The organism is Pinibacter soli, assembly GCF_029961145.1.
Classification (GTDB): domain Bacteria; phylum Bacteroidota; class Bacteroidia; order Chitinophagales; family Chitinophagaceae; genus Pinibacter; species Pinibacter soli.
The window spans coordinates 60683-85208 of record NZ_JASBRG010000003.1 but is presented as its reverse complement, the minus strand read 5'-3'; the positions used below and the strand labels follow the sequence as shown (position 1 = coordinate 85208).

Sequence of the window (24526 nt, the reverse complement as noted above, 5' to 3'; positions counted from 1 at the left end):
TGCGATTAGCCCCTACCATTTTCAACTTTCAATTACATTGGCATTTTCCGTTCTTCTTTTAGTTTCGCCAAATTAGGATCCATTGCAATCGCTTTATCGCAAAGCTCCTGTCCTTTTGCCGTTTCTCCTTTCTTTTGGTAAGCCAGGCCGATCATATAAACAGCGTTGGCATTTTTATTATCAATAGCAAGAATCTTATCCCATGATTCTATTGCCATGTCATACTTCTTCGTGTGATAATATACTTCGCCAATGCTATAAATTACTTCCACATCCTGCGGTTTGTGTTGCTGCAATTCTTCCAGCAATGGAATGCCTTTGTCCCACTGCTTGGTATTCAGGTATGCGTTGGAGAGGTTTTGCAAATAATCATTGGTTCTTTTGTATCCGTTTGCGCCGGCGCGTTCCAACCAGTAAATAGACTTGTTATCATCCGGAATTGCGTAGTAGGTCAAGCCTGCCTCATACATCCACAATGTTTTTGTGGAGTCAAGTGCAATGGCCTGCTCATAGCAGCCTGCTGCTTTTTTATAATTGCTCATTTCTATCAGGCAACGAGCGCCGAGGTATGGAACTTCTGCATTTTTGTTATCGTCTTTGTAAGCCATTTCGAGGAACTCCAGCGATTTGCCGTAGTTCTCCTGCTCGTAGTAGGCTTTTGCAATTATGTAATTATTGTTGGTACCGAGATGGAGCGCTTTTGCCTGTTGAGCATATTTAATGGCATCATCCCACTTGCGTGTCCAGAAGTACAGATTTGTAAGATTGCTAACCGCTGTTGTATCGTCTTTTTTTGCTTCCAGTACTTTCAAAAATGATTTTTTTGCATCCTCATATTTGCGTAGTTCGACCGCGACCTCGCCCAATGCTCGTTGAGCATCACTGTTTTCCGGTTTAAACTGTACTGATTTTTGAAAATTGTTAAAAGCAGGTAAATAACGACGGGCAATTTTTTCTTCAGTGCCCTTTCGGTAGAAATAATCGGAGCTGTCTGTTTGCGCAAAGCCCTGGCTTACGGCCAAAACAGTCAGCACAGTAAATAGTGGTCTTTTCATTTGTGCAACTTTTGGATTTAAAACAGTTGGGATATAGGATTCGCGGTGCAAGTTAAGCAACAATAAGCCCTTAATTTACACTTGTGCAAAAATTTAAATATATTTTAAATATTATTTTAAAATCACAGCACTTAACGCTGGTAAATGCACATTTATTTCATAAAGTTTGTGCTTTTTATCCAGAATTTTTATTTCAGGAAATGGATTGTACACGTCGCCGGTTCCCCAGTATTTTTCATCGTTACTGTTAAAAATTTCCTTCCACGAATCTTTTCCACGTACGTGGACTTTCCAATCGAGATGAACAGTAGGTGTCATATTTAAAATTACCAACAGGTCATCCTTTGCTTTTTCACCTTTTCGCTTAAAAACAATGATGGCATCGGACCGGTGATTGAGGTCAATCCATTCAAAACCATCGGAATCGAATTGCCTTTGGTATAAAGCGGGTTCATTTTTAAGTAAATGACAAAGATCCTTTACACATTCTTGCATTCCCCGGTGGCTGGCGTGCTCCAATAAATGCCATGGCAGCTCGCTTTTATAGTTCCATTCTGTGGTGGCAGCGAATTCATTTCCCATGAACAACAATTTGCCTCCGGGATGTGCAAACATGTAAGAATACAACAAACGAAGGTTGGCGTGTTTTTGCCACTCATCGCCGGGCATTTTGTACAGCATTGGTGATTTTCCATGTACAACCTCGTCATGACTTAAGGGCATCATGAAATTTTCGTCATAATAATACATCATGCTGAAAGTGAGATCATCCTGGTGATGTTGCCGATCGTACGGATTACACTTGAAATAACGCAGTGTATCGTGCATCCAACCCATCATCCATTTCATACCAAAGCCCAAACCTCCTGAGACAGTAGGTTTTGAAATGCCGGGCCAGTCTGTGGCTTCTTCCGCGATGGTTTGTATGTCATGAAAGTCGCGGTATAAGGTCTCATTAAGATCTTTGATAAAAGCAATAGCTTCGAGGTTACCGTCTCCGCCAAATTCGTTTGGCTCCCACTCCCCTTCTTTGCGCGAATAGCTGAGTTTCAACATCGAGGAAACGGCATCTACGCGAATGCCATCTGCGTGGAATTTATCAAACCAGAATCTCGCACTACTTATCAAAAACGATTTTACTTCGCCCCGTTTATAATTGAAAATGTAAGAGTTCCAATCGGGGTGAAACCCCTTGCGCATATCGGCATACTCATATGTGTGTGTGCCGTCAAACATAAACAGGCCGTGTGCGTCGTATGGAAAATGCGAAGGCACCCAATCGAGGATAACACCTATTTCTGCTTCGTGAAAAGCATTTACAAGATCCATAAAATCCTGCGGGGATCCGAAGCGTGATGTAGGCGCAAAAAAACCTGCGCCCTGGTAGCCCCAGCTTCCGTCGAAAGGGTGTTCCATTATGGGCATGAATTCCACGTGCGTGAAGCCCATTTCCTTGACATAAGGCACCATCCTTTCTTTTATTTGCTGATAAGTGTTGTAAGATTCTTCGTCATTCGCATCAGGACGCATCCAACTTGCCAAATGCACTTCGTAAACGCTCCACGGCGAATCGAGCTTGTTGTGTTTTTTTCTTTTCTTCATCCATTCCTTATCGTTCCATTCATAGCCGAGCTCCCAGGCGATGGATGCCGTTTGTGGCCTTATTTCCCAGAAATGTGCAAAAGGATCTCCTTTGTCAGTCTCTACGCCCTGAAAACCTACGATATGATATTTGTAAACTTCGCCGTTTTTGAATCCCGGTATGAATCCCTCCCAAATGCCACTTTTATCCCAGCGGGGAAATAAGTTGTGCTCAAAATTCTTCCAGTCATTGAAATTGCCAATTACTGACAAGGATGTTGCATTCGGAGCCCATACGGCGAAATACATTCCTGCTTCTCCGTTAACTTCCAAAGCATGCGAACCGAATTTTTCATACAAACGATAATTCGTTCCATGTTGAAAGTTCAACACATCCTCATTGGAGAGCAGCGTATAGTTCCATACATTTTTTGAAGTATCAATAAAATGTGACTGTTCGTAGGGAAGGTTATTCAATTTGTTTTTCTTTTTAGATGATTTCTTTCGCGTTTTCTTGTCATGACCGTTGGTTGCGGCAACTTCCTTGAGCAGTTTATTTTTCACTTTTTCACTCATGGCGATAGGTTTTGAGAGAGGGAACACAGATTTTCATGATTGTCATGATTTCTCTTTGTAGAAATTACAACAATTTGTGTTCCTGAGAAAGAAAGAACGCAGATTCTCAAGATTGTCATGATCTGTTATGACTTTTGCTTGCAAACAACATCTTAAAAAGAATCTTGAAAATCTTAAAAATCATGAAAAGCTGCGTTCCGCATTTTTGTAAAAAAGAACGCAGATTTTTCATAATCGCTCTGCTTATTAAAATTCAATCTTAATAAATCATGACAATCTTGAAAATCTGCGTTCCTATTTATTAAAGCACAAATCCGTTTGGAATAACCGCTCCTTTTTTGATCACGACAATGCCGTCTTTAACTACATACAAAGGCTCGTCAACATTGGTTAAATGCGAGCCGCCATTGATGCGCACATCATCGCCTATGCGACAGTTCTTATCAACGATGGCGTTGTTTATGTAACAACGGTTGCCTATCCCTATGATCGGAATGCCACCTTTTTTAGCTTGCTCCATTTCGGGAATGGTCTCGAAGTAATCATTACCCATTACGTAACTGTTTGCGATAGTAGTGCCGCTTCCAATTCTTGATCTTACCCCAAGCACACAATTCTCAACACGCGACGCATTTATGATAGAACCTTCTGCAATCAATGCCTTTTCCAGAGTGGTTCCGCTGATCTTTGCCGGAGGCAACATGCGTGCACGTGTAAAGATGGCGTTGTTGTTGTCAAACAAATTAAAATCGGGCAACTCTTTTGTAAGGCCCAGGTTGGCTTCAAAGAAAGAGTGAATGTTTCCTATGTCTGTCCAGTAACCATCATATTGGTAGCTTGTAACTTTGTATTTGTCGATGCTTTCGGGAATGATCTCTTTACCGAAATCTGTAGCATCTTTCTTTTCATTTTTCAACAGATCGAAAAGCAATTTTCTATTGAAAATATAGATACCCATCGAAGCAAGATAGACCTTTCCCTGGCGCCTCATATCATCACCGGTGTCACTCACCCACTCAGGCAACAACTCTTTTTTGGGCTTTTCAATAAATGAAGTGATGTGTTGTTTTTCGTCAGATTTTAATATGCCAAATTCCGGAGCATCACGTTCCGTAACTGGAATGGTTGCGATGGAAATATCGGCTCCTGTGTCTGTGTGATGAGTAAGCATTTCAGTGAAATCCATTTGATACAACTGGTCACCTGAAAGGATCAAAATATAATCACTTTCAAATGGCTCAAGATGTCTCAAACTTTGACGAACCGCATCAGCCGTTCCCTGGAACCACGTGATGTTATCAGGTGTTTGCTCTGCTGCCAAAATATCAACAAAAGCGGAACTGAAGGCGCTAAAGTGATAGGTGTTTTTAATATGCCTGTTCAGCGATGCCGAGTTAAACTGCGTCAATACAAACATGCGATGGATGTTTGAATTAATACAATTGGAAATGGGAATGTCCACGAGGCGATACTTTCCTGCAATAGGTACGGCCGGTTTACTGCGACTTGCAGTAAGAGGATATAAACGCGTTCCAGCGCCGCCTCCCAAAATCACGGCCATCATTTGTTTTGACATATTAAGCATTATGAGTTAACAATAGTGTTATTTATGGAGTTGAAAATTGAAATTGAAAGTTGAAAATGCGAAGTGTACAAAGGTTAACAACTCTCAACTAAAAACTCATTTTCAATTTTCAATTATTTCGATTGTAACGACTCGTACACCCCTATGTATTCCTCCGCACTTTTATCCCAGCTAAAATCGAGTGCCATTATTTTCTTTTTCAGTTCGTTCATTTTGCCCGGCTTGTCTTGCAATTTCAATGCTCTGTAGATGGCATTGGTAATGTCGCCAACACTCAAGTCATTAAATACAACACCGTAACCTCCAGGTTCTTCACAATCAATCACGGTGTCTTTTAATCCGCCTGTGGAGCGCACAATAGGAATGGTTCCGTAGCGCATCGCATACATTTGGTTGAGCCCGCAAGGCTCGACCCGGCTTGGCATCAGCAGAAAGTCTGCCCCGGCATACATTTGGTGGCTCAGTTGCTCGTTGTACCCAATTTTAGAATTGTAGAAACCCATCCACACACTTTTCATGCTCTCAAGCTGGCTCTCAATCCACCACTCACCATTTCCCAAGACAAGGAAATTCATTTTTGTTCCGATATGGTACAAAGAATCACCTATGGCGCCGGGCAATAGTTCAGCGGCTTTTTCGCCAACCAATCTTCCTATAAAAATGATCAGCGGTTTATCTACATCAAGTTTAAAAGTATCGCAGAGTAATTTTTTGTTCGCAGCCTTTCCTTTTTCTAATGTTTTTATGTCAAAATGGGAATCGAGATAAGAATCTGTTGCAGGATCCCAAACTTTGGTATCTATTCCATTAAGAATACCTATACATTTTCCTCTTTCAAATTCAATAAGCGCTTCGAGGCCATTGCTGTTATAACGTAGTTCGTTTAAATAATTCGGACTCACCGTTGTCACCTTCCACGCACACTTGATACCTGCTGCCAACGGATTGATCACACCGTTCCAGCCCAGCAAACCACCGGACCACGCATCCCATGCGGGAATGTAGTTGCTTCTGTCCCAGCCCATCCAGCCCTGATATTGCGCATTGTGAATGGTAAGCACTACCGGCACCCTCGAAAGATGGCGGTATGCAAAACAATGCTGCATCATAAACGGGATGAACGATGTATGATAATCGTGAACATGGATTGCATCCGGGCGATGTCTCCAGACACTGATCCAATCCACTACTGCAATCTGGAACGCAGTGAATCTTTCAACGTCATCATCGTAAGAATAGATTTTTTCCCTGTCAAGCAGACCCGGTATGTCAACCAGATAAAGATCAAAACCCAGTTTATTTGTTTTTTCTTTGATTATTGTATAGTCGAACCATCTGTGGCCGAGAAATGTGCCACTCTTGTGTACAACCTCCCATGTATTGTCAAACAGGAACTTTGTCCTGTACATGGGCATTACCACCTTGGCAATGTGCCCCGCCTGGTTTTGGTATTTTGGCAACGCTCCTACTACATCGCCCAAACCTCCCGCCTTTGCTACCGGATAACATTCCGCTGATACGTGAATTATTTCCATATGCTCTTCGTTATAAATTAATCCTTATTCTAAAAAATGTTCCGTGATTACAATCACAAAAAAGCTGACACTAGTTTGGTGGTGAAACTACTTCATACTATCGCTTGCAAATGTGCAATGGAAAACCGGCCCAAAACTTTGTGAAGAGTTCTTTGGCCTCTATCCTGATAAAAGTTACTCTAAAATAATCATAACACAAAGTACAGCGGAAGTATAGGTTTGTACATTGATATAGGCAGTTCAATTTAAGAAGGATTTGCATTCGAAATGCATTTGCATTAAAAAAAAATTACTTTATGAGTAAAATGTTTATTCTTTTTATCGAAATCAGTTTAATGTCGTGAAAAACCATTTATTTTTAAGCCTTCAATTTAACAACAACAACTAATATGAGTCAACAAACGAAGTGGTCCCAGTTTGGAACGCTGGTCACTGTATTTTTCTTCTGGGGTTTCGTAGCCGCGAGCAACGATATCCTAATTCCCGTTTTTAAAAAGGCCCTCGGCCTTGCCCCCTGGCAGTCTCAATTAATTTCGGTTGCTTTCTATGTGGCCTACACTGTAGGTTCAATTATTTATTTTGGCGTTTCCAGGGCAAGCGGTGGCGATATTCTGAACCGCATTGGTTATAAAAATGGGATCTCTTTAGGTCTGATCATTTCCGCGATTGGTACCTTGTTATTTTACCCTGCGGCGCAAACCTCCTCTTATGGTTTATTACTTGGCGGACTTTTTATTGTTGGCCTCGGATTCTCTTTGCAACAAACTGCAGCCAACCCGCTCGCCATTGTAATGGGTGATCCGAAAACAGGTTCACAGCGCTTGAGCATGGCTGGTGGTATTAATAACTTTGGTACTACCATCGGACCGTTGCTGGTGAGCTTTGCTATATTCGGCAGTGTTTCCGGCGGTAATACCACAGCAAGCATCGAATCTGTGAAAACGCCCTACCTCATACTCGGCGCCGCTTTCATCGTAGCAGCCCTCATCTTTAGATTTTCTTCTGTACCAAACAAAATACACACAGTATCTGATGATGTCGTAGAAGATCCAAAAGATCACCTCTACAAAGACAGAGGCTCGGTTTTCAAATATCCTCAGCTTGTGTTGGGCATGATCGCGATCTTCATTTATGTAGGTGTGGAAGTATCTACAGCATCCAATCTGCCATTGTTCATTGAAAAACACCTTGGCCTTGATACCAGCCAGGTTGCGCCTTACGTTTCCCTTTACTGGGCAAGCTTGATGATTGGCCGTTGGACAAGTTCAGTAGGTGCTTTCAACCTAAGCAAAGGCATTACCAAAGTTCTTGGCTTTATTATGCCTTACCTGGCATTCCTTGTGTTCATCATTGCAAATAAAATCGCCGGTCATGATGTGGTTCCATTCTACATTTATGCAGCCGTGATTGTTGCGCTGATCATTGGTGATTACTTCAGCAAAGGCAATCCTGCCCGTCAGTTGCTGATCTACTCAGCTTTGGCAATAACAGCACTTATCATTGGTATGCTGGCTGACGGTATGGTAAGCACTTTTGCGTTTATCAGCGTTGGTTTGTTCTGTAGCACTTTGTGGCCTTGTATTTTTACCCTGGCAATCGCAGGTCTTGGAAAACATACCAACGAAGGCGCAAGCTTCCTGATTATGATGATCATGGGTGGCGGCTTGATACCATTGTTGCAGGGTGTATTGGCCAGCGATGCTATTTTGGGCATACAATACTCTTATATAATATGTGTTGCGTGCTTTATTTACCTGGCATTCTATGCCGTAAAAGCAAAATCGCTGCTCAAAGCTCAAGGCATCGACTATGATTCTTTAGAAAGCGCAGGAGGACATTAGCGTGTAATGATGTGCGGTGTACGGTGTACGAAATACTTCAGAGTGCCAAACTCAAATGAATTTCGTACAACGTACATCCTACATAGTACATCCTTTACTATCTTGCATTACTTATAAACCATCTTTACAATGACTTCTTTAGCAATTGGTATTGACATTGGCGGAACAGGTACCAAATTTGGTATCGTGGACCGTAATGGCAATGTGTTATTTTCCAGCGAAATTTCCACTAAGAAACATACACAGGTAGAAACATTTATCGACGAACTGTATGATGCAGTTCTTGAACTGATTAATAAAACGGGAGGCGTCGGACGCATGAAAGGCATCGGCGTGGGCGCCCCAAACGGCAACTTTTACACAGGAACAATTGAATATGCACCTAACCTGCCATGGAAAGGCATAGTGCCTCTGGCAAAATTGCTGGAGAACAAATTTCAACTCCCGGTTACACTTACCAATGACGCCAACGCCGCGGCGATCGGCGAAATGATGTATGGTGCGGCAAAAGGAATGAAAGATTTCATTATGATCACCCTGGGAACAGGCGTTGGCAGCGGTATTGTGGCAAATGGTCAGTTGATCTATGGCCACGATGGTTTTGCTGGCGAACTTGGTCACACTATTGTAATTCCTGATGGACGTTTTCATCCTGGTACAGGAAAACATGGTTCGTTGGAGATTTATGCTTCGGCGACGGGTGTGAAATTGACTGCGCTTGAATTGCTGAACAAAAATGCTGAAGATAGCCTTCTGAGAGTTGTTCCCGAGGCAGAAATGGATTCCAAAAAAGTGTATGATGCAGCGATCAAAGGTGATAAAATTGCGAAGGAAGTTTTTGAATATACCGGTAAAATTCTTGGCTTAGCATTGGCAAACGCAGTGATGTTCTCCAGCCCTGAAGCCATCATTCTCTTTGGCGGACTTACCAAAGCGGGTGACTTCATCCTGCGGCCGACACAAGAGCACATGGAAGCCAATCTGATCAAGATCTTCCAAAACAAAGTAAAACTCATAGTGAGCCATCTGAAAGAATCTGATGCAGCTATTTTGGGAGCGAGCGCTTTGGTATGGACAAGTAACAATTAAGAATTAAGAATTAATAATTTTTCCTGGTTCAGATTTCTAAACTTAATTCGACTTTCATAATATTTAAAGGGCAATATTCGACAAGAATGCTGCCCTTTAATTTTACACCTAAAGCAATGTCAAAAAAGACATAATGCAGCGCACAAAGAATTCTTAATTCTTAATTCTTAATTGCCCCATGATTCACATTGCTCACTCTCCCCTCTACTCTCACCCTCTCCCCGAAGGTCATCGCTTTCCGATGTTGAAATACGAATTGATTCCTGAGCAGTTGAAACATGAAGGAGTGATCACGCAGAAGAATATTTTTACGCCAGCGATTTGCCCTAAAGAAACGGTTTTACTAACGCACACAAAAGAATATTACAACAAACTGATCTACCAAACCCTAACTGCAAGCGAACAGCGAAAGATCGGATTTCCTCAATCACCATTGTTAACAGAACGTGAACTCGTCATTGCGCAAGGAACAATTGATTGTTGTTATCATGCGATGAAAGATGGTGTGGCGCTGAATATAGCCGGAGGCACGCATCACGCGTATGCAGACAAAGGTGAAGGATTTTGTCTGTTGAACGATATGGCAATTGCAGCGAATTATTTGTTGCACAAAAAGAATGCGGAGAAGATCATCATTATTGATTTGGACGTGCACCAGGGAAATGGTTCTGCCAGGATATTTGAACATGAACCTCGAGTATTCACATTCAGTATGCACGGCGCACACAACTATCCTTTTCACAAAGAAAAATCTGACCTCGACGTGCCATTATTGGACGGAACGGACACGAACACTTATCTATCTGTTTTGCAAAACACTTTGCCCGGTTTACTTGAAAAAGAGAAGCCGCAATTTGCCTTCTTTCTCTCCGGCGTTGATATTCTCGATACCGATAAGTTTGGAAAACTAAAAGTTACAATGGAAGGCTGTCGTCAAAGAGATGTATTTGTGTTTGAAGAACTAAAGAAAAGAAACATTCCTGTGGCGGTTGCCATGGGCGGCGGCTACTCTGCTGATGTAAGAAAAATTGTAGAAGCACATTGCAACACTTTCAAAGCAGCAATTGATATCTTCTCCTGATCATAAGAAATCAATCACCGCCTTCACTACTTTATCATCGTGATATATTTTCCGATGCCCCAAACCCTTTGTGGTGATAAATTGTATGTGATCGTGATTCGCACTGATCACAGGAACAACGTCACTGTATGGCGTTATATCATCATCCGCATCGTGTATCCACAATATTTTTGCTTTGATCTTTTTTACCGCTCTTGCGATGGAATACTCAGAAGAATGCTTGCCCCCTTTCTCAATAATAAGCTCTTCAAATTCTTTTCTAAAGGAATCTTTGAGATTCAGCATTGCGAAAAAAAGATCAATAGCAGTTGACGTTTCTGTCGCCGGCGCAATGAGCGCCACTTTGTAATCATCGCCGTGTTCAATTTTTTCAAGGAAATGGGTGATCGCCAAGCCACCGAAAGAGTGTGCCACGAAGTTTTGAATTGGGCCAAACTGGTTGTAGGCTGCTTCAATTGTTTTTACGTACAAAGGCAGCAAAATTCTGTCGCCGCCTGACTCGCCGTGTGCAGGCGCATCGACCGCCAATACCTCGTATCCTTTATCGATAAGCAATTGAATGAAATGATCAAAATTTTTGCTGGCGCTTTGAAAACCATGCAAAACAAGAACTTTTTTACCCCCTCCTTTGTTCCATCTGTACGCCATTACAGGAATGTTATCAACCTGCATGGGTAGTCGCTCAACCTTATCAAACAAAGCAGATTGTTTTCGCGATCTTGATACCGGACTGCTGAACAAATCAAACGCTTTTTCAGCTGCACGTTTTTTCGAAACAACCGAAATAAGTTTCAGCTTGCTGCTGATGTAGCGGATCGCAAATTTTTGTTTTAATTTCATCACCCCAAAATTAGTGTAATGAACATTACGATTATAGGAACGGGCAATGTTGCAACAGTTGTAGGCCACAAGCTTTTACGGGCCTCACATACCATTGTGCAGGTACATGGAAGAGGCAACGAAAAAACGTCTCAACTAGCCAGGGAGCTGAAAGCTGTGCCCTGCTACGATTGGAGCGACATTTCAAAAGATGCGGATCTGTACATCATCGCTATTTCTGACAATGGCCTGTACGAACTGCCCGATGATTTTCATTGCGATAACCTGGTGGTGCATACAGCTGGCTCGGTAAGTAAAGAAGTGCTTAAAAAAATCTCCCCACGTTACGGAGTTTTCTACCCACTGCAAAGTCTCAAGAAAAACAGCGATGCCGATATTGAAATCCCACTCCTTGTGGATGCCAATAGCAATGCAGACATTAGTATGTTGATTGAATTAGGAACAACAATCAGTGAGGAAGTTGCCATTGCAAATGATAATAAAAGATTGCACCTCCATGTGGGTGCAGTGATTGTTAATAATTTCACCAATCATCTTTTTACGTTGGCAGATGACTATTGCAAACATCAGGACATTAATTTCGAATTGTTACTACCGCTTATCCGAGAAACAGTTGGCAGACTTAATACCAACGCCCCCTCTACAATGCAGACAGGGCCTGCGATGCGCAGAGATGTAACAACAATAGAAAAACATCTTAAACTGCTGCAACACGAACCGCAGCTGAAAAAACTGTATCAGGTTTTTAGTGATGAGATAATGGAGAGATATCAGTTTGATGCTAGTTGAAAGTTGAAAGTTGAAAACGGAAAATTAGCTGTGTGAAGTAATCGAATTGAATTGCTAGTCTCTTGCCAAAGCAACAAGTGTTCATTTTCAATTTTCAACTTTCAATTTTCAATTACTCCCATCCACTCGCCAGCACATCCGCCAAATGAATTGTCTTAATCTTATTGCCCTTAAAGTTGCTGCGTCCGCCTATATGCATGAGGCAGGAAAGATCTGTGGAGATTATATATTCTGCTTCTGTGGCTAATGCGTTACCAATTTTTTGGTCGGCCATAGCTACAGAGATGGGTTCAAATTTCACGGCAAATGTTCCACCGAAACCGCAACAGGTTTCAACATCGTTCATTTCAACGAGCTCAAGTCCTTTTACGTTTTTCAGCAATTTGCGTGGCTCCTGTTTGATCTTGCATTCACGCAAACCCGCACAGGAATCATGGTACGTTGCCTTAGCTGAAAAGGTTGCGCCTACATCTTCCACTCCTAAGACCTTTACCAAAAACTCAGAGAATTCGTACAAACGATTCCCAAGGTTCTTTACATCATTGTGAACGGAGGAATTATCGAACAATTTTGTATAGTAATTTCTCACAAAACCTGTACATGAAGCGCTTGGCGCAACGATATAGTCAGTTCCGGAAAAGTCTTTAATGAATTTAGAACAAACGTCTTTCGCTTCATCCTGGAATCCTGCATTATAGGCCGGCTGGCCGCAGCAGGTTTGATTCTCGTTGTAGGAAACCTCACAACCAAGTTTCCGCAAAACCTTCACCATATTGAATGCCGTTTGCGGATACAATTGATCAACGAAACAAGGTATGAATAGTTGTACGTTCATGTTAGAATAGTTGTTTGTTGTTAGTTGATAGTTGTTAGACTTAACACTCCTATCAAACTCATTTTCAACTTTCAATTTTCAACTTTCAATTATAGCCTAGTGCTCAAAGCTTCTCTTTAGTGCGATCATCTTCAATGCCGTAATTGCCGCTTCTTCGCCTTTATGTCCATGCACACCGCCTACTCTTTCGTCAGCTTGTTGCTGGTTATCTACCGTCAGCACACCAAAAATAACAGGCACAGGTAACTGAAGGTTCAGATTCACCACACCGTCTGTAACCGCTTTACACACATAATCGAAATGCGGCGTATCTCCACGCAGTACAACACCCAGCGCAATAAAGGCATCGGGCTGTTCGTAAGAGTTTTTCTTTGCTTCCCAGTATGCTTTTACGCCAAAAGAAATTTCAAAAGCGCCGGGAACCACGATCGTCTTTACATTTTCTATACCGTGCTCTGCAAAAACTTTTCTGCAGCCATCTTCAAGCTTGTTAATTGTTACTGCGTTCCATTCTGTTTTCACAATAACAATACAGGCATCCTTTGGAAGAATGCCTGCATTTATTTCTAGTAAACTACTGTTTGATACTGTTGCCATTTCGAAACTTAAGGTAAAAAAGTCAAAAGTCAAAAAAGCGAACCCTTTTGAATTTTGACTTTTGAATTTATAATTATTCTGTTACGCCCAGTCTCGCAAGGTATTTATCGATAGACATACCTCTTTCGCTACGAGGGTATTTTGTTTGAATTGTTTTGTACAACTCGATAGCTTCTTTTGTTTTACCAATTGTTTCAGAAAGCAAGCCTGCGCGGAAAAGATATTCCGGAGAGTTGTAGTCGTCTTTCTCAAACAGAGTACCTGCTTTTTTATACTGGTCGATTGCTTCTTCTTTTTTACCGGAATCAGCATATGCATCACCAAGCAAAGCAAGGGCTCTTGCTTCGAATTGCTTAGAGCTTGTAGAGAACGCTTTCAAATATTTAATCGCGTTAGCATAATCACCCAATTTCAAATAGCAGTCACCTGCATAGAAATTAGCCAGGTTACCAGCTTTTGTTCCGCTAAATTTAGAAGCAACTTTTACAAATCCAAGATTTACATTGTCGCCATTAAGAGCAAGGGTCAATGAATCCTGGCGGTAATAGCTCTCCGCTCTGAAGATTGCATCACTGGCCTTTTTCTCACTTGGCTCTTTTACAAGATACTTGTAGCCAAAATAACCACCTACAACGATGATTAAAGCAGCGAAAGCAAATACAATCGCTTTGTTATTTTTATCCCAGAAACCGGTCATGCGATCAACCACTTCATTTCTTTCTTCGGTTTGCTGAACCTGATTAACGTCTGCCATTTTAGTTCTAATTACGGTTTAATTTAGTTTTTAGTTATGCTTGAGATTAGTCAACAATAAATGGATAATTCTGATCAACGTATACATCCTTCAAAACCTCATCGTCTGAAGGCAGCGGAGATTCTTCTGCGAATGTAACAGCTTCTGTAACCTGGTCAGTTACGCGTTTGTTGATTTCGTCGATCTCTTCCTGAGTTGCAAATTTGTTGTCAAGAATTGTTTTCAGCACCATTTCAATCGGATCTTTCTGTTTGTACTCTTCCACCTCTTCCTTGGTGCGGTATTTCTGAGGATCAGAAATAGAGTGACCCTTATAGCGGTAGGTCTTGATTTCCAATAAAGTAGGCCCACCGCCTTCACGAGCTCTTTTCACGGCTCTCGCCATGCCTTCGTGAACTGCTTCTGCGCTCATACCGTCAATACTGTCAGCAGGCATTTCAAACGCATCAGCCATTTTATAGATATCCACTACGTTAGAGGTTCTTTCTACAGAAGTACCCATTGCGTAATGGTTGTTCTCACAAATGAAAATTACAGGCAATTTCCAGGTCATTGCCATGTTGAACACTTCGTTCACCATACCTTGTCTCGCAGCACCATCGCCAAAGAAAGTTAAGCAAACGTGATCTGTTCCTTTATATTTTTCAGCGAAAGCGATACCGGCGCCAGTTCCGATCTGTGCACCTACGATACCATGCCCACCGAAGAAATTAACGTCTTTTCCAAAAAAGTGCATACTGCCACCCTTTCCTTTCGCACAGCCCGTAGCTTTACCATACAACTCGGCCATACAACTTTTTGCGCTTACACCCTTGGCAATTGCCAAACCGTGATCGCGATATCCTGTAATGAACGCATCTTCCGGTTTTGTAGCGGTCATACAACCTGCTGCAATCGCTTCCTGCCCAATATAAGCATGAAAGAAACCACGAATTTTGCCTTCCATTTTATATTTCTCTTCTGCCATTAACTCGAACTCGCGTATAAGCTTCATGAGTTCGTACCAATACAAATAAGTTTCTTTGGAAAATTTTGTTGCCACAGTATTCAAATTTGACGGGCAAAGATAAGGGTTTAGCAATTTGAAAATCTGAAAACTCGAAAAAAAGAAATGTGCTAATTTGAAGATTTGAAAATTTGAAAATGAAGGGGTTACCATTCCTGACAAATAAAACAATTCTATTATATATTTTAATTGTTTTATTTTTTTAAAAAATAGTGCGCACCGCAATTTTCAAATTTTCAAATTGCCACATTTTCAAATTACCTTGCGTTCTTCATGCTTCAGATCCAGGACATAACAATCGTTCAGTTTAAGAATTATTTGGCGCAATCTTTCAACTTCACCGAAAAGGTCACGGGAATTTGTGGGAAAAATGGCATCGGGAAAACGAATTTGCTGGATGCGGTGTATTACCTGTGCTTTACCAGGAGCTATTTCACCAAAAGTGATGCGCAAAACGTGCAGCAGGGATTAAACGGTTTTCGACTGGAGGGAAATTTTACGCTGAACGGTGAATCCCACAAACTCACCAGCATTTTACGGGAAACGGGAAAAAAGGAGTTTTCTGATAATGATACGTTGTATGGAAAACTGTCTGAGCATATCGGCAAATTTCCCGCGGTGATGATCGCCCCGGACGACGTGCAAATTATTACCGGCGGCAGCGAGGAACGCCGACATTTTATAGACGCTCTGTTTTGCCAGGTTGATCATCAATATCTGCTGCAACTTATCCAATACAATAAAATATTACTCCAGAGGAACAGCGTTCTGAAACAATTCGCAGATCAACGAAGAGTGGACGAACATTTACTGGAAGTACTCGATCACCAGTTGATCGCGGCGGGGAATTACGTATTTGAGCAAAGAAAAGAGCGTCTGCAAAAGTTTATTGAATTGGTAAAACAATTTTATCAGCAGATATCGGGCGAAACTTATGTTGTAGACATTATGTACGATAGCCAGCTTACGGCCAACTCATTTATCAATTGCCTGCATTTGTCAAGAGAAAGGGATCTCTATCTGCAACGCACAAACGTAGGTATACACAAGGATGATATCGAGTTAAAATTGTTTGAGAAGCCTTTCAAGCAAATCGCTTCACAGGGGCAACGAAAGAGTTTACTTTTTGCCTTAAAACTTGCTGAGTTTGAAACCCTGCAACAGGAAAAGGGATTTGCTCCTATCCTGCTACTGGATGATGTTTTCGAGAAACTTGACGAAAACCGGATCAACAATTTATTGCAATGGGTTTGCTCGCATAACGACGGACAGGTTTTACTAACTGATACACACTGCGATCGTTTGTCGAATGCATTTTCTGCACTGAACATTCCGCAACAACTTATCAAGCTATAGTGCTTCATTTCTAAAAAACAAAAAAGACACTTACCAAATAAATGTCTTTACAATTGTTTTCGGGAGAGTACGGATTAACGCATTGCAGTCTTGCATGGATTGGATTAAAAACGGGCCTAACGAACGATGGTTTTTCCGGACATATTGGATATAATTATTGATCTATTGTTTTCAAATAGTGTACGGATTTCTTTAGTTTTTCTGATAGAATGGATAAAAACGGGCCTAACGAACGATGGTCTTTCCGGAAATATTGGATATAATTATTTCATCTATTGTTTTCAAATAGTGTACGGATTCTTTTAGTTTTTCTGATAGAATGGATAAAAACGGGCCTGTGCGAATTTTATAGAGACAAGGCAATGCCTTGTCTGTACGGAGAGTGAAATAAAAGTGTTCCGGCAATTTTCGAAAGAGTACGGATTAAGTATGCTTTCTCACATCATTACGTAGGGAACGCCAACGAGCCGGAACACCAATTATTTGTATATAATGAAAGGGTTAAAGAAGGAACTCAGTTGATATTGGATTTAAGTTTTTTTCTTTCATTATTGGATTAACACATATAAGAGGGAGGTTGAAAAAGAAAAGTTGCAACACCCCATAGCCGATACAGGTTTTCATTCAACTGTAGAAGATTTAATAAAGTATTACTTACTGAAAAACAATTATTTACGAAAAAACAGACTTTTCGTTGTTTATAATTTAAACCGTCCTACCAGACTACCTGCCTCCGCCTTCTAATTCCTAACTCCTAATTCCTAATTCCTAATTGATTCCTACCTTTACCGCAACTTATCGTTATGGGAGAATATTCAATAGGAGAAGCACTTAAACAGTTCCTAAAAAACAGCAGGCTAAATGGTTATATGCAAGCCATTCAGATAGAACAGGTTTGGGAACAAATTATGGGTAAGACCATTGCTAAATACACGGAAGACATAAAAATTCATGGGAATAAGCTTTATATAACGACTACCGTTGCTCCCCTTAGAAACGAATTGATGTTTCAAAAAGAAAACATTATCAAGCAGGTAAATGAGGCGCTGGGCGAAAAAGTGATTAAAGAGGTGGTCATTAAGTAATTGAGAATTGAGAATTGAGAGTTGAAAGTTGAAAATGAAGAGGCATTTAGCATCAATTCCGGGACTTACGTATTAATTCTTAATTATTAATTATTAATTGCTCCACCGTATCTTGCAAAAAAATAAGCCCTCTGTAGAAACAGAAGGCTTTAACGATTGCTTGCCATATGAAAAAAAGTTCTGGTAATTTTTGTGCTGATTACAGCTTTATCAAATGATTTTCAATACTATACGACCCGCTTACCCTTTTTCGTCTCATTTGATATATCAAAAATACTTTGCGAAAAACAAGATTTATAACCATTTTGATGAAGATTTAATCATGGCAAAAAGATTATATCTTTATTTAAATTCCTGATGATTAAGCGCTTCAGACTTTTTTTTAGATTATGTCCAACAGATATTCAGATATATTGTTTCAGTTGATCCATTCCCTTGAAAAAGCGGAAAAAAGGCATTTTAAATTGTACATCAAGCGAAGTTCTGCTAAAGAGGACCTCAAAATTGTGCAATTATTTGATGCTATGGACAAGCTTAGCGAATATGATGAAAAATTATTATTAAAGAAATTGCCCGGCATTCTAAAGCCCCAGCTTTCCAACTTAAAAACACATTTATACAAAGAAATTCTCGCCAGTCTAAGGTTGCTCAAAAGTGCCGACAGCATCGATCTTCAGTTGAACGAGCAATTTGACTACGCCCATATTCTGTACAAGAAAGGTCTGTTCCTTCAAAGTCTGCGCCTACTGGCCCGAACGAAGGAAATGGCGAAGAGCAACGAGAAGTTCTTTTTTCTTCCACAGATCATTGCCCTGGAAAAACGCATCGAGACGCTTCACATCACACACACAATGCAAAGCCGGGCTGAGCAGCTTGCCAAAGAAGCAAATGAATCGAGCAGAAGGATCGATATGGTTGCGAGGCTTTCTAATCTTGCCATGCAGCTTTATAGCTTTTACATAAAAAATGGCCACGCCCGCAATGAGAAAGATGAAATGGGGGTGAAAAAATTTTTTAAGGAAAACCTTCCACCTGACGCATATAAGGAAACGGGCTTCTACGAGTTGCTTTACCTGTATCAAAGCTATTGCTGGTATGCATTTATTCGCCAGGATTTTTTGATGTACTATCGCTACACACAGAAATGGGTCGACTTATTTACCGACCAGCCTACAATGATCCGGGTTGAAACAGGCAACTATATTAAAGGTTTACACAACCTGTTAAACTCGCATTACGACTTGCGCAATTATGAGAAATTCGAAATTGATCTGAAGCGTTTTGAAGAATTTGCAGAAACTGATCGTGTGAAGGACCACGACAACTTTAAAGTGCAGTCCTTCGTTTACATTTATAGTGCAAAGCTCAATCTGTGTGCCATTACAGGTTCATTCCAACGGGGGCTTGAATTGGTTCCTCACATTAATGAAAAGCTGTCAGAATATGCGTTGTTCATCGATCAGCATCGCGTACTGGTGATCAATTATAAAACTGCAATGATTTATTTCGGCAGCCAGGATTATAACACCTGCATCGATTATTTGCTGCGCATTATTAATGACAATGTTGACATGCGAAGTGATTTGCAAAGCTATGCACGTCTTCTGCATTTAATGGCACATTACGAATTGGGCAATTTTGACCTGGTGGAGTATCTTACAAAATCAGTTTACCGCTTCATGTCGAAGCGTGAAAACCTTACGGTGGTGGAACAAGAGATGTTTAAGTTTTTGCGCAACTCATTTCACGTATCCCGCAGAGAATTAAGAGCGGAGATGGAAAAATTCCTGCAAAAGACCAAGCAGCTAGAAAAAAACCGCTTCGAAACCCGCGCCTTTGCTTACCTCGACATTATTTCATGGGTGGAAAGCAAACTGTACAACAAAACAATGAGCGAGATCATCAAACAAAAATACCTGGACCATAAGGTTAGGAGGTATTCTGAGGAAGAGAGAGCTTAGGCAATTTGAAAATGTGAAAATGTGGAAATTTGAAAATGCGTTAGGTCGGTCATTCGCCATTACGGTTGTCCATAATAAATACAGAATGACGCACACAATGAATTTCCACATTTCCACATTTTCAAATTCGTTTCACCCTCGGATCAATCACTCCGTAAAGAATATCAGCTAATAGATTTACAAGAATAAATAAGGACGCACAAACGAGTACCGAGCCCATTACCACGGGAAAGTCGAGCTTCTCCAATGCATCAACAGTAAGCTTGCCAATCCCCTTCCATCCAAAGATATATTCAACGAAAAAAGCGCCGGCTAAGAGTTCTGCGAACCAGCCTGTGATGGCTGTTATGACAGGATTTAGCGCATTGCGTAATGCATGTTTCCATACGATCACATTTTTGCTTAATCCCTTTGCGTAAGCTGTTCTTATATAATCCTGATTGAGTACATCGAGCATGGAGCTTCTTGTAAGCTGCGCTATGATTGCCAATGGGCGTATACCAAGTGTTATAGCGGGCAACCAAAGATTTTTCAATGTCAAATATTTTTCACCTGTCACTTCATCAATATCAAACCAACTACCTGTCATATGAAGCCCCGTGTACTTGCTTAACACAAATCCAAACACATAAGCGATGATTATTCCCATAAAAAAAGAAGGAGCAGAAATGCCGACAATACTTAAGAAAATGGAGGAAGTATCCATCCACGTATCTTTCTTAACGGCAGCGGTTACACCCAAAAAAACACCAATAACAGTTGCGATGATCATCGCTGCGACCGCTAATAATAATGTGCCCGGCAAGACTTCCATAATTAGTTGCCAGACTTCCCTTTTACTTTGATATGATCTGCGCAGATAAGGTACTTTAAGACCTATTTTGGTTTGGTCCGTTCCAATAAATAAACCATGCAATTGCTTGTTGCTAATATCTGCAGTAGAATGAACAGCTATGGGAGAAACATCATTGAGGTACCACAGAAATTGCTTCCACTTTGGTTGATCAAGATAAAGTTCCTTTCTGATATTTTCCTGTGTGGCAGCGTCTGCACGCTGTCCCATTACCAGTCTCGACGGATCACCGAAACCCTGGAAAAGGAAAAACACAAATACTACAACGCCAAGCATCACCAATATTCCATAAAATAATTTGCGGACAATGTATTGTAGCAAAACAGCAGTTTTAAATGAAACAGTTATTCTTAGCAAAGTAAATTAGTTCAAAATGATGAACCAGAGAAATTGGAGGCATGATGCAGGGTGCGCGATGTACGGTGTACGAAAGGCCTGTAGATGGAAATCCAAACGCAAGCGCGGGCTTCTGCATAAAAAAATTGCTTTGCGAAACAAATGCATCTCGCAAAGCAACTATTCATTACTCAAAACTCACAACTTAGAACTTTCCTCAGTTCGCTTCTTCGGCTTCTTCTCCCCTCTTCACAATATCGCCGTTTTGGAAAAGTATGCCCTTTAGTATTTCGCGCCATTCTTTATTCTGCCGTAGTAAAAATTCAAGGTCCATTCCAAAATGTTTAAACTCTTCTTTCTGTGCATTTTTCATGATGGCAACAGCGTCTTTGTTTTTTTCAACCGACATACGCTGTTCATACCAGTTGATCGCTTCCGCTTCTTCTGATAATGAAGTGATCATGCGGGCAAATGTCCTGGTTTCTTCGGATAGTTCCTCAGGTGGTTCGTGGTATTGATCAAATCCCATAGAATAATTTTTTTGGTTTAAGTATGATGTAAATGTTGATCAATGGCAAATATTGTTCCACGAGGAATTAGAATTCAGGAATTAGGAATTAGCCAGGTGTAGCAAGCTTTCGCCCTATGAACAACGCTTCGCACTAAAACACTAACAACTAATAACTAACAACCAATAACTGAAATTTCCTTTTTTTCGACTTTGCAAAATTTAATCAAATGATTAAAAAATATTTTTAAATATCAAATTCATTTTTAATTTTGTGCAAACATCTTGCCATGGCTAAGCAAAAAAAGGATTTGTCAACGGAAGAAAAGATCAAAGAAGCCGCACGTAAAGTCTTTACCAGCAAGGGATTTGCTGCTGCCAGAACAAGGGACATTGCAGATGAAGCAGGTATGAACCTGGCATTGCTAAACTATTATTTCAGAAGTAAGGAAAAGCTTTTCGAAATGGTAATGATTGAAAATCTGCTGCACTTTATCGGTGGTATCCAAACCCTCCTCTATGATACTACAACCACTATCGATGAAAAGATAGACCGTTTAACCAACTATTACATTGATCAAATAATTGAACACCCTGATCTTCCGCTATTCATTCTAAATGCGCTGAAAAGCAACCATAAATTTCTGAAAGAAAAGCTAAACAGGAACATAATGCTGAAGTCACATTTCATGCAACAGCTCCAGGCAGAATTGAAGAAAAATAACAAGAAAATCAAGCCGTTGCATTTCGTTATCAACACTTTCAGCATGATCATCTTTCCGTTTGTTGCGAAACCGCTATTGATGGAAGTAGCATTAAGCAAAGATGCCGAGTTTATTGAGCTGATGAATGAGAGAAGGAAACTGATACCCATTTGGATAACAACAATACTGAGGTCATAGTCTATATAACCGTCGGTAATCAAATGAATACATTATTTTAAAAATTCGAGCAGGATGTATAAATCAATCACCATTTCTTTACTTGTTGCTTTACATTGTCTCTCCGTCATGGGCCAGACAAAGCAGCTTACGCTTGAAGAATGCTACGAGCGGGCGAAGCAAAACTATCCGCTGATAAAACAGCGCGACCTTATTTCTAAATCAAGGGATTACTCAATTGACAATGCCGCAAAAGGGTATCTGCCGCAGATCAACATTGTGGGGCAGGCTACGTATCAGTCTGATGTTGTTGAATTTCCGAAAGCCCTGCAGGGAACGATCTATCCAACATTTAGTAAGGAGCTTTATAAAGTAGGTGCAGAGTTAACGCAAACCATTTACGATGGCGGCGCGATAAAATATTCAAAGGAAACACAAGCGGCCAATGCTGCTCTGCAGGAGCAAACGCTGGAAGTAAATTTATACGCAGTAAGAGAACGGGTGAACCAATTGTTCTTTGGTATTTTGTTGATTGGCAGGCAAATTGAATTAACGGACCTGAAGAAAAATGATATACAAAGCGCACTAAGAAAAACACAAGGCGCTTATAACAATGGAACTGCCTTCAAAAGCAGCGTTGATGAACTAAAGGCAGAAATGATCAACGCCGATCAAAACAAAACTGAACTGCAGGCGAATAGAAAAGCGTATTCGAACATGCTTTCCATCCTGATCAATTTAGCCATTACAGACGATGTGCAGCTTGTAAAACCGGGCAACCAGACATTGTCTTCAAACATTAACAGACCTGAACTGCAACAATACGATTATCAAAAGAAGCTATTCGACATACAGGAAAGACAAGTTGAAATTGCACATCTTCCCAAAGTCAGCGCATTTGCACAAGGCTATTACGGAAGGCCGACTTACAATTTCATCAGCAACGATTTCGGTTGGTATGGCATGGTTGGCGTACGTTTTAACTGGCCAATAACAGGATTTTATACCAACAAAAATGATAAGCAGTTGATCAGCATCAACCGCTCCAATGTTGACGTACAAAGAGAAACATTCTTGTTTAACACGCAACTCTCTTTGTCTCAACAAAGCGAAGACGTTTTGAAATACAAACAACTTTTGCAACAGGACCAGGAAGTTATCGATCTGCGAGGCGCCATCAAAACCGCTGCCAATGCCCAGTTAGACAATGGCGTGATCACAACGCATGACTTCATCGTAAAGGTTAACGATGAAAGCCAGGCCAAATTAAATGCAGCGTTGCACGAGATCCAGATGCTGCAGGCGCAGTATAATTATAAGAACACCGCTGGGAATTGAAAGTTGAAAATTGAAAATTGAAAATGGCAGGGGCGAATCGCATTCGCCCTGTGAAAAAAAACAATAGCATCCATCAATAATAACATTTCAAAAGATATTTCATGAAACATAAAATCACTTTTGCTTTACTGATCACTACCCTTTTTGCAGCGTGCAATGCTGATAAAAAAGATTATGATGCATCGGGAAATTTTGAGGCAGACGAAGTCATTGTATCTGCTCAGCAAAATGGAGAGCTTCTTTCTTTTACAGTCACTGAGGGAGATACAATACAGAAAGATGCGGTTGTAGGAAAAATAGATGTTGCCGGTGTGGAATTTCAACGGGAACAAGTACAGGCCACTATCCAATCTTTAAAAGAAAAAACAACAGATCCGCGCCCCCAACTGGAACTGACCAAAAAGCAATTGGCTGTTCAACAATCTCAACTGGAACAACAACAACGAGAAAAAACAAGAACAGAAAACCTGGTAAAAGCTGATGCGGCAACGCGTAAACAACTGGATGATATCAATGCATTGATCGATCAATTGCAAAAGCAGATCAATGCTACCAAACAACAGATCGTTTTGCAGGAGACAAATATTGCTACGCAAAACAGGAGCATTATGAGTGAAAAATCTCCTTTGCAAAAATCTGTTGATACATACAATGATCAGATCAGGAAAGGCAATATCATCAATCCACTCGCAGGTGTGGTGCTGACAAGGTATGCATTACAAGGCGAAATGGCAACCTTGGGTAAAGCGTTGTACAAAATCGCAAACATCGATACAATCTATCTGAGAGCTTATATTTCAGGTACACAATTGTCACAAATCAGGCAGGGACAAAAAGTCTTAGTACGCATTGATGATGGCAAAAAAAATTACAAAACCTACCAGGGCAATATTAGCTGGATATCCGACAAATCTGAGTTTACACCAAAAACAATTCAAACAAAGGATGAAAGAGCGAATCTTGTTTACGCAATGAAAGTAAGAGTGAAAAATGATGGATTTTTGAAAATAGGAATGTACGGCGAAGTGATACTGTAATTTGAAA

At 40.7% G+C, this 24526-nt stretch carries 21 protein-coding genes; 10 read left to right on the top strand and 11 right to left on the bottom strand.

Annotated features, from left to right (window positions below):
* Positions 1-32: 32 nt before the first annotated feature.
* The 4 genes from QJ048_RS04825 to QJ048_RS04810 all read right to left on the bottom strand — a co-directional run bounded on the left by QJ048_RS04825 (position 33) and on the right by QJ048_RS04810 (position 6332).
* Positions 33-1055: a tetratricopeptide repeat protein gene (locus QJ048_RS04825; protein WP_282333198.1), complete on the bottom strand. Its 1023-nt coding sequence runs from the start codon at positions 1053-1055 to the stop codon at positions 33-35.
* A 111-nt stretch (positions 1056-1166) separates the two neighbouring features.
* The gene (gene glgB / locus QJ048_RS04820; protein WP_282333197.1) at positions 1167-3212 is read right to left on the bottom strand and encodes a 1,4-alpha-glucan branching protein GlgB; all 2046 of its coding nucleotides are present in this window, start codon (positions 3210-3212) and stop codon (positions 1167-1169) included.
* Positions 3213-3513: 301 nt separating this feature from the next.
* A complete protein-coding gene (locus QJ048_RS04815) occupies positions 3514-4788 on the bottom strand; it encodes a glucose-1-phosphate adenylyltransferase (protein WP_282333196.1) in 1275 nt (424 codons plus the stop codon).
* 122 nt (positions 4789-4910) lie between these two features.
* Positions 4911-6332: a glycogen synthase gene (locus tag QJ048_RS04810; RefSeq protein WP_282333195.1), complete on the bottom strand. Its 1422-nt coding sequence runs from the start codon at positions 6330-6332 to the stop codon at positions 4911-4913.
* Positions 6333-6721: 389 nt separating this feature from the next.
* Between QJ048_RS04810 and QJ048_RS04805 the strand changes: the two genes are divergently transcribed.
* The 3 genes from QJ048_RS04805 to QJ048_RS04795 all read left to right on the top strand — a co-directional run bounded on the left by QJ048_RS04805 (position 6722) and on the right by QJ048_RS04795 (position 10343).
* On the top strand, positions 6722-8173 hold the full coding sequence (locus QJ048_RS04805; RefSeq protein ID WP_282333194.1) for an MFS transporter: 1452 nt from the start codon (positions 6722-6724) through the stop codon (positions 8171-8173).
* 129 nt (positions 8174-8302) lie between these two features.
* Complete coding sequence (locus tag QJ048_RS04800; RefSeq protein ID WP_282333193.1) at positions 8303-9262, top strand: ROK family protein; 960 nt, start codon at positions 8303-8305, stop codon at positions 9260-9262.
* Positions 9263-9440: 178 nt separating this feature from the next.
* Entirely contained in the window at positions 9441-10343 is a 903-nt protein-coding gene (locus QJ048_RS04795) for a histone deacetylase family protein (RefSeq protein ID WP_282333192.1), read from the top strand.
* On the opposite strand, the gene QJ048_RS04790 is transcribed toward QJ048_RS04795, so the two are convergent.
* Positions 10344-11183 (bottom strand): alpha/beta hydrolase, encoded by an 840-nt coding sequence (locus QJ048_RS04790; RefSeq protein ID WP_282333191.1) that lies wholly within the window; start codon positions 11181-11183, stop codon positions 10344-10346. It abuts the gene before it with no gap.
* A gap of 18 nt (positions 11184-11201) precedes the next feature.
* Between QJ048_RS04790 and QJ048_RS04785 the strand changes: the two genes are divergently transcribed.
* Entirely contained in the window at positions 11202-11972 is a 771-nt protein-coding gene (locus QJ048_RS04785; RefSeq protein WP_282333190.1) for a Rossmann-like and DUF2520 domain-containing protein, read from the top strand.
* A 112-nt stretch (positions 11973-12084) separates the two neighbouring features.
* Here the strand turns inward: QJ048_RS04785 and QJ048_RS04780 are convergent, their stop codons facing one another.
* The 4 genes from QJ048_RS04780 to pdhA all read right to left on the bottom strand — a co-directional run bounded on the left by QJ048_RS04780 (position 12085) and on the right by pdhA (position 15200).
* The gene (locus QJ048_RS04780; RefSeq protein ID WP_282333189.1) at positions 12085-12807 is read right to left on the bottom strand and encodes a (Fe-S)-binding protein; all 723 of its coding nucleotides are present in this window, start codon (positions 12805-12807) and stop codon (positions 12085-12087) included.
* Between the two features lie 96 nt (positions 12808-12903).
* Entirely contained in the window at positions 12904-13404 is a 501-nt protein-coding gene (gene ribH / locus QJ048_RS04775) for a 6,7-dimethyl-8-ribityllumazine synthase (RefSeq protein WP_282333188.1), read from the bottom strand.
* A 73-nt stretch (positions 13405-13477) separates the two neighbouring features.
* Complete coding sequence (locus QJ048_RS04770; protein WP_282333187.1) at positions 13478-14158, bottom strand: tetratricopeptide repeat protein; 681 nt, start codon at positions 14156-14158, stop codon at positions 13478-13480.
* 46 nt (positions 14159-14204) lie between these two features.
* Positions 14205-15200 (bottom strand): pyruvate dehydrogenase (acetyl-transferring) E1 component subunit alpha, encoded by a 996-nt coding sequence (pdhA, locus tag QJ048_RS04765; RefSeq protein WP_282333186.1) that lies wholly within the window; start codon positions 15198-15200, stop codon positions 14205-14207.
* Between the two features lie 237 nt (positions 15201-15437).
* Between pdhA and recF the strand changes: the two genes are divergently transcribed.
* The 3 genes from recF to QJ048_RS04750 all read left to right on the top strand — a co-directional run bounded on the left by recF (position 15438) and on the right by QJ048_RS04750 (position 19566).
* Positions 15438-16520, top strand: coding sequence for a DNA replication/repair protein RecF (recF, locus tag QJ048_RS04760; RefSeq protein WP_282333185.1), 1083 nt, complete (start codon positions 15438-15440; stop codon positions 16518-16520).
* Positions 16521-17323: 803 nt separating this feature from the next.
* On the top strand, positions 17324-17605 hold the full coding sequence (locus QJ048_RS04755) for a DciA family protein (RefSeq protein ID WP_282333183.1): 282 nt from the start codon (positions 17324-17326) through the stop codon (positions 17603-17605).
* A gap of 389 nt (positions 17606-17994) precedes the next feature.
* Positions 17995-19566, top strand: a complete 1572-nt coding sequence (locus tag QJ048_RS04750) for a hypothetical protein (RefSeq protein ID WP_282333182.1) — start codon at positions 17995-17997, stop codon at positions 19564-19566.
* Between the two features lie 121 nt (positions 19567-19687).
* Here QJ048_RS04750 and QJ048_RS04745 read toward each other — a convergent pair whose 3' ends face one another.
* Together QJ048_RS04745 and QJ048_RS04740 are read right to left on the bottom strand one after the other, a co-directional pair.
* Complete coding sequence (locus tag QJ048_RS04745) at positions 19688-20740, bottom strand: ABC transporter permease (RefSeq protein ID WP_282333181.1); 1053 nt, start codon at positions 20738-20740, stop codon at positions 19688-19690.
* A 232-nt stretch (positions 20741-20972) separates the two neighbouring features.
* The gene (locus tag QJ048_RS04740; RefSeq protein WP_282333180.1) at positions 20973-21284 is read right to left on the bottom strand and encodes a ferritin family protein; all 312 of its coding nucleotides are present in this window, start codon (positions 21282-21284) and stop codon (positions 20973-20975) included.
* 269 nt (positions 21285-21553) lie between these two features.
* Between QJ048_RS04740 and QJ048_RS04735 the strand changes: the two genes are divergently transcribed.
* The 3 genes from QJ048_RS04735 (at position 21554) to QJ048_RS04725 (ending at position 24519) form a co-directional block, all read left to right on the top strand.
* On the top strand, positions 21554-22165 hold the full coding sequence (locus tag QJ048_RS04735) for a TetR/AcrR family transcriptional regulator (RefSeq protein ID WP_282333179.1): 612 nt from the start codon (positions 21554-21556) through the stop codon (positions 22163-22165).
* Between the two features lie 54 nt (positions 22166-22219).
* Positions 22220-23482 (top strand): TolC family protein, encoded by a 1263-nt coding sequence (locus QJ048_RS04730; protein ID WP_282333178.1) that lies wholly within the window; start codon positions 22220-22222, stop codon positions 23480-23482.
* A gap of 101 nt (positions 23483-23583) precedes the next feature.
* Complete coding sequence (locus QJ048_RS04725) at positions 23584-24519, top strand: HlyD family secretion protein (protein WP_282333177.1); 936 nt, start codon at positions 23584-23586, stop codon at positions 24517-24519.
* Positions 24520-24526: the final 7 nt, after the last annotated feature.